The 15923-nt window shown below is 64.4% G+C and carries 11 protein-coding genes; 6 read left to right on the forward strand and 5 right to left on the reverse strand.

Annotation, left to right across the window (positions count from 1 at the left end; genetic code table 11):
• Nucleotides 1-29 precede the first annotated feature (29 nt).
• The gene (locus tag ACNKF0_RS00110) at nucleotides 30-1181 is read right to left on the reverse strand and encodes a hypothetical protein (protein WP_416954967.1); all 1152 of its coding nucleotides are present in this window, start codon (nucleotides 1179-1181) and stop codon (nucleotides 30-32) included.
• Complete coding sequence (locus ACNKF0_RS00115) at nucleotides 1181-2569, reverse strand: tyrosine-type recombinase/integrase (protein ID WP_416954968.1); 1389 nt, start codon at nucleotides 2567-2569, stop codon at nucleotides 1181-1183. The genes ACNKF0_RS00110 and ACNKF0_RS00115 overlap by 1 nt, the downstream gene beginning before the upstream one ends.
• A gap of 628 nt (nucleotides 2570-3197) precedes the next feature.
• Here ACNKF0_RS00115 and ACNKF0_RS00120 point away from each other — a divergent pair.
• The 6 genes from ACNKF0_RS00120 (at nucleotide 3198) to ACNKF0_RS00145 (ending at nucleotide 11052) form a co-directional block, all read left to right on the forward strand.
• Nucleotides 3198-3725, forward strand: a complete 528-nt coding sequence (locus ACNKF0_RS00120) for a hypothetical protein (RefSeq protein WP_416954969.1) — start codon at nucleotides 3198-3200, stop codon at nucleotides 3723-3725.
• Entirely contained in the window at nucleotides 3725-6304 is a 2580-nt protein-coding gene (locus ACNKF0_RS00125; RefSeq protein ID WP_416954970.1) for an AAA family ATPase, read from the forward strand. Before ACNKF0_RS00120 ends, ACNKF0_RS00125 begins: the two co-directional genes overlap by 1 nt.
• A 139-nt stretch (nucleotides 6305-6443) precedes the next feature.
• Nucleotides 6444-7448, forward strand: coding sequence for an McrC family protein (locus ACNKF0_RS00130; protein WP_416954971.1), 1005 nt, complete (start codon nucleotides 6444-6446; stop codon nucleotides 7446-7448).
• 252 nt (nucleotides 7449-7700) lie between these two features.
• A complete protein-coding gene (gene mobF, locus ACNKF0_RS00135; RefSeq protein ID WP_416954972.1) occupies nucleotides 7701-10451 on the forward strand; it encodes a MobF family relaxase in 2751 nt (916 codons plus the stop codon).
• A 171-nt stretch (nucleotides 10452-10622) separates the two neighbouring features.
• Entirely contained in the window at nucleotides 10623-10862 is a 240-nt protein-coding gene (locus ACNKF0_RS00140; RefSeq protein WP_416954973.1) for a hypothetical protein, read from the forward strand.
• Nucleotides 10855-11052: a helix-turn-helix domain-containing protein gene (locus tag ACNKF0_RS00145; protein ID WP_416954974.1), complete on the forward strand. Its 198-nt coding sequence runs from the start codon at nucleotides 10855-10857 to the stop codon at nucleotides 11050-11052. The genes ACNKF0_RS00140 and ACNKF0_RS00145 overlap by 8 nt, the downstream gene beginning before the upstream one ends.
• 230 nt (nucleotides 11053-11282) lie before the next feature.
• Here the strand turns inward: ACNKF0_RS00145 and ACNKF0_RS00150 are convergent, their stop codons facing one another.
• The 3 genes from ACNKF0_RS00150 to ACNKF0_RS00160 are packed head-to-tail and all read right to left on the reverse strand — an operon-like array spanning nucleotide 11283 to nucleotide 14494.
• Nucleotides 11283-11726, reverse strand: a complete 444-nt coding sequence (locus tag ACNKF0_RS00150) for a cytidine deaminase family protein (RefSeq protein ID WP_416954975.1) — start codon at nucleotides 11724-11726, stop codon at nucleotides 11283-11285.
• On the reverse strand, nucleotides 11678-13567 hold the full coding sequence (locus ACNKF0_RS00155; RefSeq protein WP_416954976.1) for a hypothetical protein: 1890 nt from the start codon (nucleotides 13565-13567) through the stop codon (nucleotides 11678-11680). The genes ACNKF0_RS00150 and ACNKF0_RS00155 overlap by 49 nt, the downstream gene beginning before the upstream one ends.
• A 45-nt stretch (nucleotides 13568-13612) precedes the next feature.
• Entirely contained in the window at nucleotides 13613-14494 is an 882-nt protein-coding gene (locus ACNKF0_RS00160) for a hypothetical protein (RefSeq protein ID WP_416954977.1), read from the reverse strand.
• Nucleotides 14495-15923 lie beyond the last annotated feature (1429 nt).

A 15923-nucleotide genomic window follows, 5' to 3' on the forward strand; every position in this document is an offset into this window, starting at 1 on the left:
GGGGTCAATTTTCAACCGTCGGAAAGGGGTCAGTTTTCGACCGTCGTTGACATGCGCATCATCCCGATCCTTAGCGATGTCCAGGCGAAACGGCCACGGAGCCCCGCCTCGGCACATCGGGTGTGGATGACTCGGTTCAAACCTTGCGCGGCCAGTGCCCTTGCCTCGATCACGGAGTAGTTGCACGTGGGGAAGGCGGGTGCCTCTAGGGCGGACAGCCCCTGCGCGTCCATGAGGGCGACCCACGCCAGCCATGCCCGGACCGGGTCGTATCGAGGGTTCGCGACGGACGGGACGGTCACCTCCGAACGACGGCCGGCCACTTGGAGCGTCAGGCCGCCCTCCCTCACGCTCACGTCGCGCCGGCGGAGGTGAGTCGCCTCGTGCGTGCGTAATGCCGCGGCGTACCCCAGCGTGAGGAGAGCACGGTCCCGGACTTGAGACTGTGAACCCTGGCTGACCTCGAGGAGCGCCAAGCCGACAGCGCCCTCGGTATCGCTGTTGCGGAGGTAGGGGTCGAGGGATCCGCGCAACCTGGCCTCGTCCCACAGGGCCGGCTTGTCAACGAGTACGTACCGCCCTCCACGTAGGAGCAGCAGACTGGCCACCGGACACGCAGGGTCGTCGGGCAGGGCCTGGAGCGTCCAAAATCGCTGTGCCGGAGCTCCTCGGCCAACCCGTTGACTGACAGTGACCACGACCTGTCTCCTCGTCAGGCGCACCTGATCCCACGTCAATCGCGTCAGCACCGCAGCGGGTAGGCCTGTGGACGCGTGCAGGATGATCGCGGCCGCGGCCCTGCGTTGGTGAACGGACGACAGGAAGGTCGCGTCGACCAGAGCGTGGACGAGTTCGACGTAGAGCGGGTCGACGTGATCGGGCGCTTGGGGTCCGATCGGGCGCGCGCGGTGGAGGCCATGGAGCAGTGCTCGCACATCAGGGCTCGTGGACCACGGCGGTTGTCCGCTGATGCGTCGGACGAGGTCGAGGTAGTGCAGGCGCCGCCGCGTCGCCTGCCCTGTCTCAACGTCCGCCTGAGCGGCGAGGTAGAGCGAGACGGCCTCGACTCCCTCGTCGAGACCGAAGGCGGAGCAGAAGGTCGCAAATCGTGCGGCCTCCCTCTCCGCCTCTAGCCGCCGGCGCTGCGGGATGGCACCTGCGAGCGTCAGGTCGCGGCTCATCAGATCCCCAACTGTGAGACTGGATTGTTCCTGAGGGGATCGTCGGTGGAGATGTAGAGGACCAGGCTGTCCAGCGTGGCGTGTCGGCTCTGCCGTGCGATGTCCTCCAGCGGTACGCCCAAATCAGCAGCCGTCGAGATGAAGCCGCGTCGCAGCGACCTGCCACCCCATCTGCCGTCGATGCCGGCCTCAGTCATGCGACGGCGCACGATGCTCGTGACGCTCGAGGTCGAGAGGGGTTCAATGCCGATCCGACCCGCGCGGCCCACGCGGGTGAAGCAGGGCAGATCAGGCACAGCGTCGGCTCCCAGTTGGAGCCCGACGCGCTCGCGCCATCGACGGAGCGCCGTCACGGGACACGTCAGGTCCGAGGTTCCGTTCGGGATGCCCACGTCGACACCGTGACCCTCGGGGTCTGTCTTGGACCTACGCAGGCGGACTATTGCGCCACGCTCCTTGAACGTGATGTCGCTCCAGCGCAACTGACACAGATCCGGTCTCCGAAAGGCACCGGCGAAGCCCAGAAGCAGCAGTCCCTTATCCCTGAGCACCTCGGACGGGACCCCACCCAGCAGGGCTATGCGGTGGTCGACGTCACCGCCGAGCGACTCGCGACGGGACCTCCGGATGCTGAAGACCGGCTTCGCCCTCCACGGCCGGTCCTCACGTGCGCCATGCCTGTCGACGGGGGTTACCACCCACTCAGCGGTGGCCCCCGATACGTCACGCCATTGTTGGAATGCGGAGACTGCGCACAGCGAGCGGTTGCGATGAGCGCCGATGCGAACGGAGTGTCCGGAGTGGCCGGCACGTGCAGACTCAACCCTGATGACCACCCGACGCGTCGACAGCACCACGTCCTCCCAACGAAGTCGCGCGATGGCGCCGTCACTCAGCCCGGCGCGGTGAAGGCAGAGCACGACCCTGTCGCGAAGCTCAACAGGGTCGGCCGGACAGTCGTCGAGCCTCCGGCACACCTCGCGGAGGAACCCGATGCGAAGCGCCGTGACCTGTTCGCTCGGCGATCGAGGCGGAGCCACCCGCCGCAGGGTGCGGAGGAACATCGCCATCGCCGGATCATCACCGGGCGGTGCGTACCCGGCCTCAACGTGCAGACGGTTGATGGCGGCCACCCACCCCCGAAGCGTCGCCAGGGCGGCACCATCGGATCTCTCTCCCGCGGCATCGGCGAGGTACAACATCACCGTCTCCGGATCCGCAGGAAGGGGGCACAGACTCTTGCTGACGCACCACGCGGTGAAGAGCTTCCACCGCCGCGCGTAGGTCTGGCGCGTCGAGACAGTGATCCCGTCGCTGTAGAGCTGAGCCGTCCGTGCGATGAGGACGCTCAGCTCATCGGTGGAGGCGACCGGCTCGGACGCGCCCAAGAACCCAGCGACCCTTGCATCTCGGAGACGCTGGGCGACTGATCCCGGATCGACGTCCTCTCGCGTGGTAGATCCTGAGCTGCGCTGCGGACGTCGATACGGCGGCCGTTGCGATCTGACCACTTGTCTACGATGCACCTGTCAGGTCTGCGGCACCATAGTGAGGGGCATGTCGCCGCTTCGCCCCGCCGAGTGGGCCGATGGCGCCCGGGTTTCGTGGTCCTAGACGGCCGATGCAGTTGCGTTGCTACCGCAACTGGCCCGACGATCCGAACATCTTTGAGCAGATGACCGTGCGGGAGTTGGAGGCGGATGCGCGGTGCGACATCGCACCGCTTCCCGGAGGCGGGCCGCTTTGGACGGCTTCGCGCATGGCATTGTGGACGCATCCGACGGACGAGCACTCAGGAACCAGCTCAGCCGCCCATGTCAAAAGCATCGCTGCCGACGGACCAGAGCTCGATTTCTCCTAGGGAGCTCCCGTAGCGAAGCCTGAACGCTATCGGACGAACGATTGATTCTGGAGGGCCATGACCAGATGGCTGAGGCGATCACGTCAGGAGCGGCATACTCCTCACCAGTCGATGAGGAATGAGGAACGATGGTCGCGTTGACATGGAAGCGAGCCGTGGCGGACGAACTCAAGCGCCTCTACCGCCCTGGCCAAGACTTCTCATTGACCCATTTCTATGCCAACGCAGAGGATCGCCTTCAAGCGATGTATCCGGCCAACACAACCGTCCAGGCGACTATTCGCCAGATTCTTCAGCGCCACCGCGACGAAGGTCTCGTGAGGTTCAACGGGAACGGCCAGTACACCTACCTTGGCCGCGATGTGCAGCCTCCGGCTCGGAGGGTCACTCCACTGGCGCAAGCGGCGTACGATCTGGCCGCTCGAATTACGGCGGAGACCAAGATTGCGGCGTCTGACTACCTTGCAGTTGCCCGGGCTGACGACCCCGAGCGGGCGCTGGCTGAACTGCTGTCCGGACGCCATGCCAGTCCGACGTTCTACGCGCTGCACCGCAGGGGCAGGCTCGATCTGAGCTTCGAGCGGCTAGCGATCGATGATTCCGCGAGGTTCAAGCTTCACAGCAGCCTCGTGTCGGCGGCAGCGCATCGGCTCGACTACTACGAATCGGACGGGGACGTCTGATGACCATCGTCTGGGGTATCCACAATGACAAGATCCCGGCGTCGCAGCTGGTAGACGGTGGTTTCGTTTCCCTTGGCTGGGACGAGCTGGGTGACTTGCGACATCTCGGAGATGACCAGGTTCGAATGAAAGAGGCCGTGACTGCGGCGTACCCCAGCGCCAAGACCGGAGCGATCCCGGGGCTGGCGGGCTACCTCAGGCGTTTCGCCTTCGACGTGGCCATCGGCGATCTGGTCGTCGCTCCGAGCAAGCAACAGCCGGTTTACAACATCGGGCGCGTTACGGGTGACTACGAGTTCCGCGCCGAAGCCGCTCTTCACCGTCATCGCCGACCTGTCGAATGGCTGGTCATCGATGCTCCGCGCGAGGCATTCTCGCAGAGCGCGCGCTACGAGATGGGGTCGTCGATCTCGTTCTTCCAGGTTGCGAACCATGCAGAGGAGTTCGTACAGGCCGTTGAAAAGGGCGTGCCCAGTATTGAGTCCGACAACGGTGCCGGACAGGTCCGTTACGGGCTGCTGCAACGCACCGCGCTTGAGGTTCTGCGCGACCACGATCCTCGAAGACGTCGTGAAGTGATCGACGAGATCGCAGCCAGGCTCGAGCTCAACGAAGCGGAGCTCCAGAGAACTAAGGGCGGGCAGCCTCGGTATGAGCCTGCGATCACGTTTGGCTCGACCGACATGCGGGCGGCTGGGTGGATCGACAAGACCGAGGACGGCTGGACTATCACCGACGCCGGTCGACGCGTGCTCGACACGACGCCTGCCACAACAGACCTCTCCAGGATCTCCAGTGCGGCATATCGCGAGATGCAGGCGGCGAAGCGAGCTACTGAGGGTCGCTTCAAGACCGCCAGGTACCCGCTTATCGACTCCGCAGTGAAACTCATCGGTGAGGGCCAATGGATCACCTACGGTGACATCGCAGCCGTCGTGGGTGCCAACGCCCCTAGCGTCGGCGAGTACGTCCACAATGAGACCGTCGGCCTCGACGGTCACCACCGCGTGGTTCCGGCCGGGCAGCCTCCGTACCGCCCGGAATGGCGGGCTGCCCTTGAGGCCGAGGGGGTTGAGTTCGACGACCGCGGGTTGCCGGACGTACGCCGCCGAGTCACCGCCGAGGACCTCCGAGAGGAGATGGACCTTCTCGGCCTTCTTCCCACTGTCCCGCGCCGGGCTTGGCTGGTCCGCGGCAACAGCATCAACGGAAAGGACCTTGTACCTGGCTGGCTCGACGGGGGCAGGGTGTCGCTCGCGGCGACCAACCTACGCGCCGTCGACGGTGGCATCTCGCGGGACGATCTGAAGCCGATCGTGGACGAGGACTACGCGCACGCTTCTTACGACGTGAAGGGCGAGAAGCTAGATGAGTTCCACGCTTTCCTCACGCGGATGCAGGATGGCGACCTCGTCGTCACCGTCGACCAAGGGCGCCTCTATGTCGGCACGCTCGCCGGCGAGACGCGCTACCAGCAGTCGTCAGGAGGGGATTCGAACCTCGTGCGAGATGTCGATTGGGTAGACAGCGACGGCATCGCCTACGCAGACCTTCCTCCCGAACTGGCTGCCAAGCTGAAGGTGCAGCGGGATGTGGTCGACCTGACTCAGCAGCGCGACACCATCGAAGGTCTGCTGGACACCGAAATCGAGCAGGTTCCACCTCCGCGCGTCGAGAAAGTTGTGCTCAATCCCGCAACTCCCGACCTTTCGGCGGAACTGCACGTCAGCCAGGCCTGGCTCCAGGAGTGCATCGATCTCCTCAACGATCGGCCCCAGCTGATCTTCTACGGCCCACCCGGGACCGGGAAGACGTATCTTGCGCAGGCGATCGCCAAGCACGTCGCGGGGGAGAACGTGAGGCTCGTGCAGTTCCACCCGGCGTACTCCTACGAGGACTTCTTTGAGGGTTATCGACCCACGGAGGAGGGTGGGTTCAAACTGAAGCCTGGACCGCTGCGCAAAGTAGTTTCCCAGGCACGGGAGAACCCGCGTGACGCCCATGTCCTGATCATCGACGAGATCAACCGCGGCAACCTCGCCAAGGTCTTCGGTGAGCTCTACTTCCTGCTCGAGTACCGCAAGGACAATGTTGAGCTCCTCTATGCCGATGAGGAGTTCAACCTCCCCGAAAACGTCTTCATCATTGGGACGATGAACACCGCCGACCGGTCCATCGCGTTGGTCGACGCAGCCATGCGACGCCGCTTCGCCTTCCTACCGCTGCATCCGTCGGAGGACCCGACAAACGGGATCCTTCGCTCCTGGATGAAGGAGCAGAACCTACCCAGCCATGTGGCGGACTTGCACGACGAGCTCAATCGTAGGATTGAGGATTCAGACTTCAAGATCGGTCCCTCCTACTTCATGAGGAAGGCCGTTCACGAGGGCAACGGCTTGGAGCGCACGTGGCGTACGTCGATCCTGCCGCTCCTCGAGGAGCACCACTTCGGAGAGCTTGACGGCAAGCAGGTGGCCGCTAGGTATGGCCTAGCTGCTGTGCAGGCGGCAGTTGCGCAAGCAGATGTCGCGGCAGCCGACACCGGGGACGTATCTGATGCGTTGTCTGACGCTCACTGAGAACGCCCCACCTCAGCCATACGCACTCAGCGACGGTGAGGCGCGAGCTCTAGCTAATGCGGAACTGGCAATCGTCACACAAGACCCTGGGTCGGACACCTGGTTGGTGGCGGCGGGTAACAGGGTGGGCGTGGCTCGCGTGGACGACCTTCAGGTCACCATCCGGCCCAAGATCGCGATGGATCGACTTCTCTTCCTCATGGGCTACGCCGCAAAGCCGTCCTTCTGGCGCGACCACACCGTGCTGCTGGACGCCGAGTCCGACCTGCCTGAGGCGCTCGCCCATGCCTTCACCCGGCTGGCGTCCAAGGCGACCGAGCAGGGCCTCCTGCAGGGCTACCAGACCGTCGACGAGGCTCTGCCCGTCCTGCGTGGACGGATACGGGTGCGCGACCAGATCGCGCGCCGGTACGGAATCGGGCTTCCACTCGAGGTGACCTACGACGACTTCACGGTCGACATCGCCGAGAACCAGATTCTGCTCGCGGCAGCCAACCGTCTTCTGCGCATGCCTGCGCTGACGACGCGCACGCGCCAAAGCCTCCTGCGGCTGCGGCTACAGCTGTCCAGCGTGACCGAGCTTCGGCGCGGCGAAAAGATGCCCACCTGGATCCCTTCTCGTCTCAACGCCCGGTATCAAGCGCCGCTCAACCTCGCTGAACTGATCCTCGATGGGGACTCGTTCGAGCAACGCGAGGGGGACCTGCACGTGAGTGGGTTCGTCTTCGATATGTGGCGCATCTACGAGGACTTCGTCTGCGTTGCGCTTCGCGAAGCGATGGCGTCGTACGGATCATCCTCGCTGCAACACCGCATGTTCCTCGACGAGGCGAGCCATGTAGTGATGAGGCCTGACTTCCTGTGGGCTGGTCTCGATGGGCGCCGCGTGGTGGTCGACGCGAAGTACAAGGCCGAGAAGCCGGCGGGGTTCCCGCAGGCTGATCTCTACCAACTGTTGGCCTACTGCACCGTGCTCGGGCTATCTCAGGGACACCTGGTCTACGCAGAAGGAAATGAACACGCGGTTGCTCACGCAATTGTCGGCGCGGACGTTGTCATTCACTGCCACACCCTGGACCTCAGCCAGCCACCAGACCTTCTGTTGAGACAAGTGGCGAACTTGGCCCATCAACTGGCCGCGTAGCTTCGGAGCTGTTCCAACCAGCGGCCTTCGAGGTCATCGCACCTGCACCGCACGATCCGCACCATCGCTCCAGGTGACGAACTGTGACGAGACGCGACGAGCTTCCGAACCTGACTGTCCGTAGCCGCTTCAACGGCTTCAAACTCAGCGGCACGCATGCTACGAAGGTCCGCAGATCGGTCCGCCCCTCGGGGCGGGCCGAGCGTCATTTCAAGGCTAGATGACGAGTGCTGACGGGCGGTGACGAGGGTGATGCACGGTGGCGTGAAGTTCTACCGGGGGTCGGCGGCCGCCGCGCGCTCGTACGTGGAGGCCGATCGCTCGCGAGTCGACGATTACTACTTGGCCGACGGCACCGGGGTGGCCGAGCGATACGTCGCGACGAGTCCCCGAGACGCGGGGGGACGCGGCGTTTCCGCAGTTCAGCACGGGGGGACGCTGGATGGCGACGCCTACGAGCGGTGGGTCGCCGGCTACGACGCGCTAACCGGCGCAGCAAAGGGCCGGTTGCGTGACGACGCCCGTGCGTTGCGGTTCGTCGAGGTCGTGGTGAACGGGCCGAAGTCCTGGTCGCTCGCCGCCGCACTCCACCCCGACATCGCGACCGCGTACGACGCGGCGATGGATCGGGCGGCGGGTGAGGTGATCGGGTGGGTGGCCGAGCACGCCACCACCCGGGTCGGGCCACGTGGCCGTCAGGTGCAGGTCCCGGTGGAGAGGCTCGAGGGGGCCGTCGTGCGCCATCACACCTCGCGGGCTGGTGACCCGCATCGCCACCTACATGTGCAGATCAACGCACGCGTCTTCGCGCGCGGGGCCTGGCGTGGTCTGCACTCGGTCGGTGTCGTGGACAGCATCGAGGCGCTCAACGGGATTGGCCATGCAGCCTTGATGTGCGACCCCGAGTTCCGGGCTGCGCTTGCCGCGCGGGGCTACACCCTCGACGGGGACGGCGAGATGCGTCAGCTCGCGCCCTACGTCGGCGGGTTTAGCCAGCGCGCCGCGCAGATCAACCGCAACGCCGACCGCTACGAGGCCGTATGGCGCGTCGACCACCCCGGCCAGGAACCTGGGCCGCGACTGCGCCAATCATGGGACCGACGTGCGTGGGCGGACGCGCGGCCCGACAAGGTCATACCTCGCAGCGGCGCCGACCTCGTGACTGCGTGGAACAACCAACTGCACGACCTCGGCTTCACCCCACCGACCACCTCACCGACCAATCCGGCGACAGAGCCGGGTCTCCAGATCGGCCGACTGAACCGCGACGTCGCCGCCGACATCGTGCTCACCCGGCTCGGCGCCAAGCGGTCGGCGTGGAACGCACCCGACATCCGCGGCGAGGCCGAACGACTGATCGCCTCCGTCGGGGTCGTCGCCGAACCCCCCGTCCGTCACGAACTGGTCGAAGACATAGCCGACCGTGCCCGGACACGGTCTGTGCCGCTGCTGGACCGAGGAGACGTACCGGAGCACGTCCGCAGCCTCACCTCCGAACGGGTCCTCGCCGTCGAAACCGAACTGCTCGACAGCATCGCTCGACGCGCGTCGCACCCGGGGACCGACGCGGTCCGGGTCCGTGGCATAGACCACCTCGACCCGGCGCAGCAACGCGTCGTGGCGGCCCTGTCCGGTGACGCTGGTCTGCTGGTGATCGAGGGCGCCGCCGGTACGGGGAAGACCGCGACGCTGGCCGCCGCGCGCGACGTACTAGATACCGCTGACCGTCGCCTGGTGGTGGTCACTCCAACTCTCAAGGCTGCCCAGGCAGCGCAGCAGCAGGTCGGCGCCGACGCCTACTCTGCGGCATGGCTCGTCCACCAGCACGGCTACCGCTGGGACGAGGACGGCCACTGGACACAGACAGACGCGGCACCCGAGGCGCGCGCACGCCTGCTCCCCGGCGACGTACTCCTCGTCGACGAGGCCGGCATGCTCGACCAGGACACCGCCCGGGCGCTGTTCGCGATCGCTGACCGCGCGCATGCAGTCGTCGCGCTCCTCGGGGACCGCCACCAGCTGCCGGCGGTTGGTCGCGGCGGCGTCCTTGACCTCGCCGCGCGCTGGGTGTCACCCGCAGCGCACCACGAGCTCGACTCGGTCCACCGGTTCCGCGATCCCGCGTACGCCGACCTCAGCCTGCTGGTGCGCACTGGTGAGCGGTCTGGTGAGGTCTTCGAGAAACTGCTTGAGCGTGGCCAGATCGTCGTCCATGCCAGCGAGGTCGAACGCACGGCAGCCCTGGCCGCCATCAGCGTCAACTCTGCCCGTGTCGGTGCTGATGACGGTGACCAGCTGATCATCGCCGACACCCGCGACCAGGTCAGTGCGCTCAACGCAGCCATCCGTGACGGCCGTAACGGTGCCGGCGAGCTTCTTGGTGAGCAATCTGGTGAGCGGTCTGGTGGGCGGTCTGATGAATTTGTCACCCGTCGTGGTGAGCGGATCGGTCTCGGTGACCGGGTCGCGACCCGACGCAACGACCGCGACCTTGCCGTCGCCAACCGCGACACCTGGACCGTCACGGGGACCAGCCGGGTCGGCAGCCTGTTCGTCACCGGCCGCGCCGGCCAACGTGTCCTTCCCGCCGAGTACGTCCGCAAGCACGTCGAGCTTGCCTTCGCCACCACCGCCTACGGAGCCCAAGGCGAGACCGTCGGCTCCGCCCACTTCGTGCTCGGGGAGACGACCGGCGCGTCCTCGGCGTACGTCGGCATGACCCGAGGCCGTCACTACAACATCGCCCATGTGGTCGCCGAGTCCGTCGACGACGCCCGCAGCCAATGGGTCGAAGTCTTCAGCCGTGACCGCGCCGACCTCGGACCAGGGCACGCCGCACAGAGGGCCGCTGACGACATCGACCGGTACGGACCGAACGCGCCGTCGCGGCGGTCGCCGACCGCCGCAATGCAGGCTGCGGCCTTGCGGGAGGGCGCTCAGCGGCGGCCGGTCCTTCAGTTGATCCCGACCTCCCCGCCGACGCCGCGCGGGATCGGCCGCTGACCGACTTCCTCACGTCGAGTGATCGCCGGAAGGACCTGAACGACATAGGTCACCAAGAGAGGCTCCGGTTTCGACAGCAGTGGCCACAGACGTCCGATCTGCCGAGCGCGATGTTGCTTCTCAAAGAGAGAGTCGCTGAATCCGCCAGCGGCCATAACGAGAGGCGAAGTGATGGTGACACCCATCGGGATCCCGGACCACTGGGACGACGACAACCTGATCTTGTTCGAGGAGTTCTGCGAACTGATTCGCACACCGCAACGCACCGTCCGTGACTGGCGTCAGCGCGGCGTCGGCCCACGATGGACCCGCTTCCAAGGCGTCGGCCGGCTTTACATCACCGTCGCCGAAGCGCGACGCTTCCTCGCCTCTGCCACCGTCAACCGGGCGGAGGTGCGTTCCGATGACTGAGCGACGCGCCATCCCGGTCTACCTCAGCCTCGAGGAAGCGGCCGAGTGCATGTCGGTCTCGGTCAAGACGATCCGGCGCTGGATCGCCGCCGGCACCCTGCCGGCATACCGCTGCGGCAAACGGGCGATCCGGATCAAGCTCGAGGACTTGGAAGCCGCCCCTCGACAGATCCCCTCAGCGGGGTGTTGATGCGGCAGAACGTCGAATCAGCGACGATGGAATGTCCTTCGATCGGCCGCGCGCCGAGTAACACCCGACTAGCCTGCCCGCTTGAGAGTGAACCAGCAGTGCGCGGGGCGGCCGACCGACATGGACGCCTCAGAACGCGCGTTCTTGATAGCGATCTTCCTCTCGACCCAACACAAACTTCGCGAGCCGGCGATGACCTCGGGCGGCGGTGGGGCACCATCAAGGCGGCCTCATCTCGGGTAGAACGGCATAAGCTCATGCGCAGTCATAATCACGATCCGTCCATCGGGGTTCGGCTGCCATGCGACTTCGCAGTCGGGCCCACCGAACTCGAAGATCCAGTCCATGCAGGCTCCACACGGGGTGAAGCGCTCTCGCTCCGCCGCCACCATGACAACAACCGCCCGTCGCTCCCCAGACGAAATCATCGTGCTGATGGCGTTGGTCTCGGCGTGGATGTCGTGCGAACGGAACTGGTGCTCAATGTTGCAACCCGCGTAGAGTTTCCCTGACGCTCCCAACACGACGCAACCCACTGCCGTTCGCCCCAGGATTCTTGCGTTGGACCTGACTTCCCAGGCCCTTCGGGCCAACTGCTCGTAGTCGATAGTCGCGTCCTTTCGGGTCATAATGACGTCCAATTCAGGCGAAGTTGTGCACTCAACGATCTCCATCGATTCTGCACATCGGCGTCCTGCGCGTTTGCCAGCAGTTTCTCGATCACGATGCTCGCCGCAGCAATCCACCCAGCCGGCGGCTGGACCACTTCCACCACGCGAGCGAACTCATTGCTTAGTGTGGGATTCTGCATTAAGACCTCGTGGTGGTCAGCGAGGCGCTCGAAAATCTCGTGCCGCGTGTCGACGGATGACGTAAGTAAGGCCTGTTCAACGATACTTCTCAATGCGCCGTATCGGACCGTGATCTCCGGATCATCGACCAAAGCCGAGAAGAGTTCTTCGATCCCCGCCGTGCCTACGACTCCCAAGACATGGCAGGCTCGCCATCGAATCGCTGAAAGCTCGTTACGCGCGTAGCGCAGAACGACGACGACGTCCTCGCGGGAGACTCCGAGTCTTCGTATTACGTTTGCTGCAGTCCAGCCGTATACCCCGTCCTGGTCCTCTAGGAATGAAAAGAGTTCTTGTGGCGCTGGCTCCTCGGTTGTCGCATACAAAGACAGCCAGCGCTGAAATTCGTCATCACTAGGCAACTGACTCGACGCCAGTGTGATCGCTTGCTGGGGCGTTTCAACGGCCAGCAGGGCTTGAGCGAAGGTCCCGCCATGTAGCCGAAGAGCGTCGGCTACCTGCTGTGCTGAAGCCTTGAACCGATCGAACCTCCGCTCACCAAGGAGCGCCAAGACCTGGGTCTCGGTCGCGGGAGCGACTAGGTCTTCTCCGGACACCCACGCAGATAAGAGGTACGCCGCTGAGTAGAGATTCCAGTCATAAACGCGACGCACCAAGGTGTCCCGCCCCGGCGGTGGAATCTGCTCTAGCAACATCACGAGAATGTCTGACGATGCCGACTGGAAGGTCAGTGCATTAAACAACTCAGCGTCCCAACGCACCTTGGTGTGCGCAGCTCCTCGAGCAGCTAAGTAGTCATGGACGAGGTGGTGGCGATACGCAATCCGCGTGTCCCCGTCGCTCGTTCCTCGGGCACCAGGAGACTCAAATATGAGAGCGCCAGCTGCAGTCAGGGTGAGGAAGATCTCGTCATCAACGTATTGCGTCAATGATGCACGCGTGAAGTATCGACTTGCGGTCTCTCTATATGCCCAGAGAGCGTGGGCGGATAGCCTTTCTACGATTCCGTTTGAAAGGCTCAACTGACCCTCAAAGTATTGTCGATGAGCATCGCTCCGGCGCGCGAACGCATGGCCCGCCTGACGAGCGCTCTCTAGATACACCGGGCTTGACATCAACGCAGCGTCACTTTCGGTCAGCGGTCTGCCAAGGACAGCCTCTGAAGTAGTGCGCGAAACGTCTTGAAGCGTTGCGAGTCGCCAACGTTTCGTGTCCACGTCGCGTCTAACAAGCCGGTCCGTCACCACGACGCCGCTCTTAGGACCGCGTGAGGCGAACTCATCGATGGCTCGAAGTGCGGCAGTTGTTACATTGCGCGGCACTTCATTCAGGCCGTCGACCAGCAGGACGATCGGCAAACCGCTTGCGAGGGCATCCTGCTGGAGCGGGGGGTCGCTACCATCAAGGAGCGTCTCGAACCCAAAAGTCGTGAGAGCTGCCGGGGAGATCTCGGCGAGGCGTACGTAGCCAACCAAGAGGCCGCTCGCTTGTGCGGCCATCCGAAGTCGCTCAAGGGTGACCGTCTTCCCGGCTCCACCGGGTGCTTGAAGGAGGAGACGTCCCCTCCGAAGCGCCAAATCAAGCACGTCCTCGAGGCTGATCGGTTCGCCTCGCCTCTCGAGGATCTCATCGAACGAGCGGGCAAGCAGCACGTCGTACTCGAAGTTCGGCCCGTCTGCCTCGTCTGTGCTTCGCATCGTCACCCCTTCACTGTCGCACCGGCCACCGACATTCACCCGGACGGAGCCTCAGGCCCACTTGGCCACCGCCGGTTGCTCTTCATGTCGGGGACGATCCTGTGCGACCAGGCGCGCCACGATCAGCCTCGTCACTTCTGCAGCGGCCATGGCTGCGTAGTTCTTCCACATCTCGCGCTGCTCGTTGTTGTCCCCCGCTAGGAGTGCAGCCGCTTCGTCACCGCCCACCACCAAGTCGCTGATGCCGCGCACACACAGCCATCGGGGGTGGTAGTGCACTCCAACGTCTGACTCATAGTCGTGTAGAGCTCGCGCTACACCCTTTGACTCCATGTCGACGGCAATAGCTTTGTCGAAGTACTCAAGCAGGTGTTGTTGCCTATCTGCATATGGGTTGCCCGCAACAGCCTCTACCGCGATCAGCTCGCCCGTAACCAGTTTGGGATGACCGCCGTCCGGTCTATGGGAGGCAAGGCCGTTCGCCCAATCGCCGCTGATGCGCAGGGCTTCAGTATGACGACGGACGAGTGTGGTCGGAGGATGGACCAAGGGCAACCACCGAGGAAGAAATCCGCCCGGGACGTCCTTGCCGTAGTCTCCGAAGTGAATCATCTCCGCGACGACGACATCACCAAGATCTGGCCCGTCATCGAGTCTCCGTTCATCGATTGGGCCCACCACGCGGCGGATCCCACCAGCAATCCCGGTCAAGATGATCGTCTCCGGGCGCCAGTCCTCCATAAGGTTGGTTGCGCTACGTGAGGCTGGCTCATTCGATCGTTCGTAGCACCGAGCTACCACGAAGGGGAGGGCGTCCAAGCCACGTCGCGCAAGCGCAACGGGGCTCGTGAACGCTCCCGTAAGCCCAGCTTCTACGGTTGCACCCAGCCTGTCGAGAACCGCGTCCATCTCTTCGGGAATCACGGTCAGCACCGCAACGCGTGCGTGTCCCTCGCGTCCTCTTGGCACTCCAACTCCCCCAGTCGATCTTGTCGACCCCCGACGATAGTCGACCGTGGCCTCTCCCGAAGACCGACGCGACTTTGGCTCCCGCGCTGTTGCGCACGACTTCTCCGGGAGTGCCCTGGTCAGCGTGTCAGTGGAATCTTTCGCTAAGCTCAGGTGCTCGTCGACGATCGCGGCGCCGGCCCTCCCCCGATGCCTGACATGCAGGGTACAGAGGAAGTTCGCCGAAGCCGGTAGCGATGAGGATCGACGAGGCCAACGTCATGGTGCCTACCTGGGAAAGTGCAAACGCTCCGACCCGCCATCCCGTCGACAGGACCGGCGCCCAGTTCTTGGCTGGCGGGACCTGGACCCCGGTCGTCTTCCCTTGACCTGCGTAGGGGCTCACAGCGACGTCAATCCGTCTGGCCGGGTCGCCAGCACGTACGACTGGAGCGAGTATGCGTTGCGAGTGCGTTGGAAGTCCGCCGACGTTCGCGCTAGTGCGTCCTTGCGCAGCGTAACTAGGCCTACGTCCTGCAAGTAGCGCATTCCCCGCTGGCGCGTGTCGTCTGACATGTCGTAGCGGTCCCTTAGAAGTGCCGGCGAGAACCAACTTCCCGTGTCTGGCGCACCACTCCGCGGCGGCGGTACTGACCGCAACACGAGAAAGCACGCCAGCGCCGCGCCTGGCATGGCGGCCATCCAACCGTTCGTCCATAACTCGACTGGCACTCTCTCGTACGCGTGCCGGTTCCAAGGCTTATCGGCGTCTTGGAGTCGTTTGATCGTAGGCCCGGGCAGGGTGTAGGTGGCACCGCTACCGCTCTCATCCTTCAACATCACGGTGGAGGGGACGCCGCGCTCGCCAGATACACCGACGAATCCCGCTCGCTCGAGCCAAGTCATAGCCTCGTTAACGCGCCGGGCTCCCCGTCCCGGAGGGTCTGCCAGGCCGAGCAACGTGGCCCATGTCCGCGCGGGATAAGTCACTGTGTGTGGGGGCGCCACGCCTATCCACAACAGGCTCAAGTACACCTTCAACCGGACTTCCCCACCCCTGCCGCCGCGCAACATCGACATCATCGGTGTGGGTTTCTCTGTCTGGCCTCGTCTCACGAAGGACCGGCGAAGCTGGGCATCTCGCCCCTTCACGCGCTGTGACAGCACCTCCGCTGCCGCGACTGCTCGGGGGACGACCACCTCTAGTGGCTCGCGAATCGTTCTCTTCGGCAGCGGCGCCGGGTCGGTCATCGACTTAGTCCTTTACTACGATATCTACTAGCCGGGCTACTACCGAACTAGTGACTCCGCTGCAAGCGTAGCAGTGCGATGGCTGCAAGAGCAGTACCGGTGGGAGTTGAGTGTTCGCTCTGAAGACCGAAAAGAATCCAACACCGATCCTAACGAGCCCTGG

Source organism: Nocardioides sp. T5, assembly GCF_048161455.1.
Classification (GTDB): domain Bacteria; phylum Actinomycetota; class Actinomycetes; order Propionibacteriales; family Nocardioidaceae; genus Nocardioides.

What these genes read in the sequence shown, in the direction of transcription:
- ACNKF0_RS00110 (WP_416954967.1), bottom strand. Translation starts at nt 1,181, where the DNA reads ATGAGCCGCGACCTGACGCTCGCAGGTGCCATCCCGCAGCGCCGGCGG.
- ACNKF0_RS00125 (WP_416954970.1), top strand. Translation starts at nt 3,725, where the DNA reads ATGACCATCGTCTGGGGTATCCACAATGACAAGATCCCGGCGTCGCAG.
- mobF (WP_416954972.1), top strand. Translation starts at nt 7,701, where the DNA reads ATGCACGGTGGCGTGAAGTTCTACCGGGGGTCGGCGGCCGCCGCGCGC.
- ACNKF0_RS00140 (WP_416954973.1), top strand. Translation starts at nt 10,623, where the DNA reads ATGGTGACACCCATCGGGATCCCGGACCACTGGGACGACGACAACCTG.
- ACNKF0_RS00145 (WP_416954974.1), top strand. Translation starts at nt 10,855, where the DNA reads ATGACTGAGCGACGCGCCATCCCGGTCTACCTCAGCCTCGAGGAAGCG.
- ACNKF0_RS00150 (WP_416954975.1), bottom strand. Translation starts at nt 11,726, where the DNA reads ATGGAGATCGTTGAGTGCACAACTTCGCCTGAATTGGACGTCATTATG.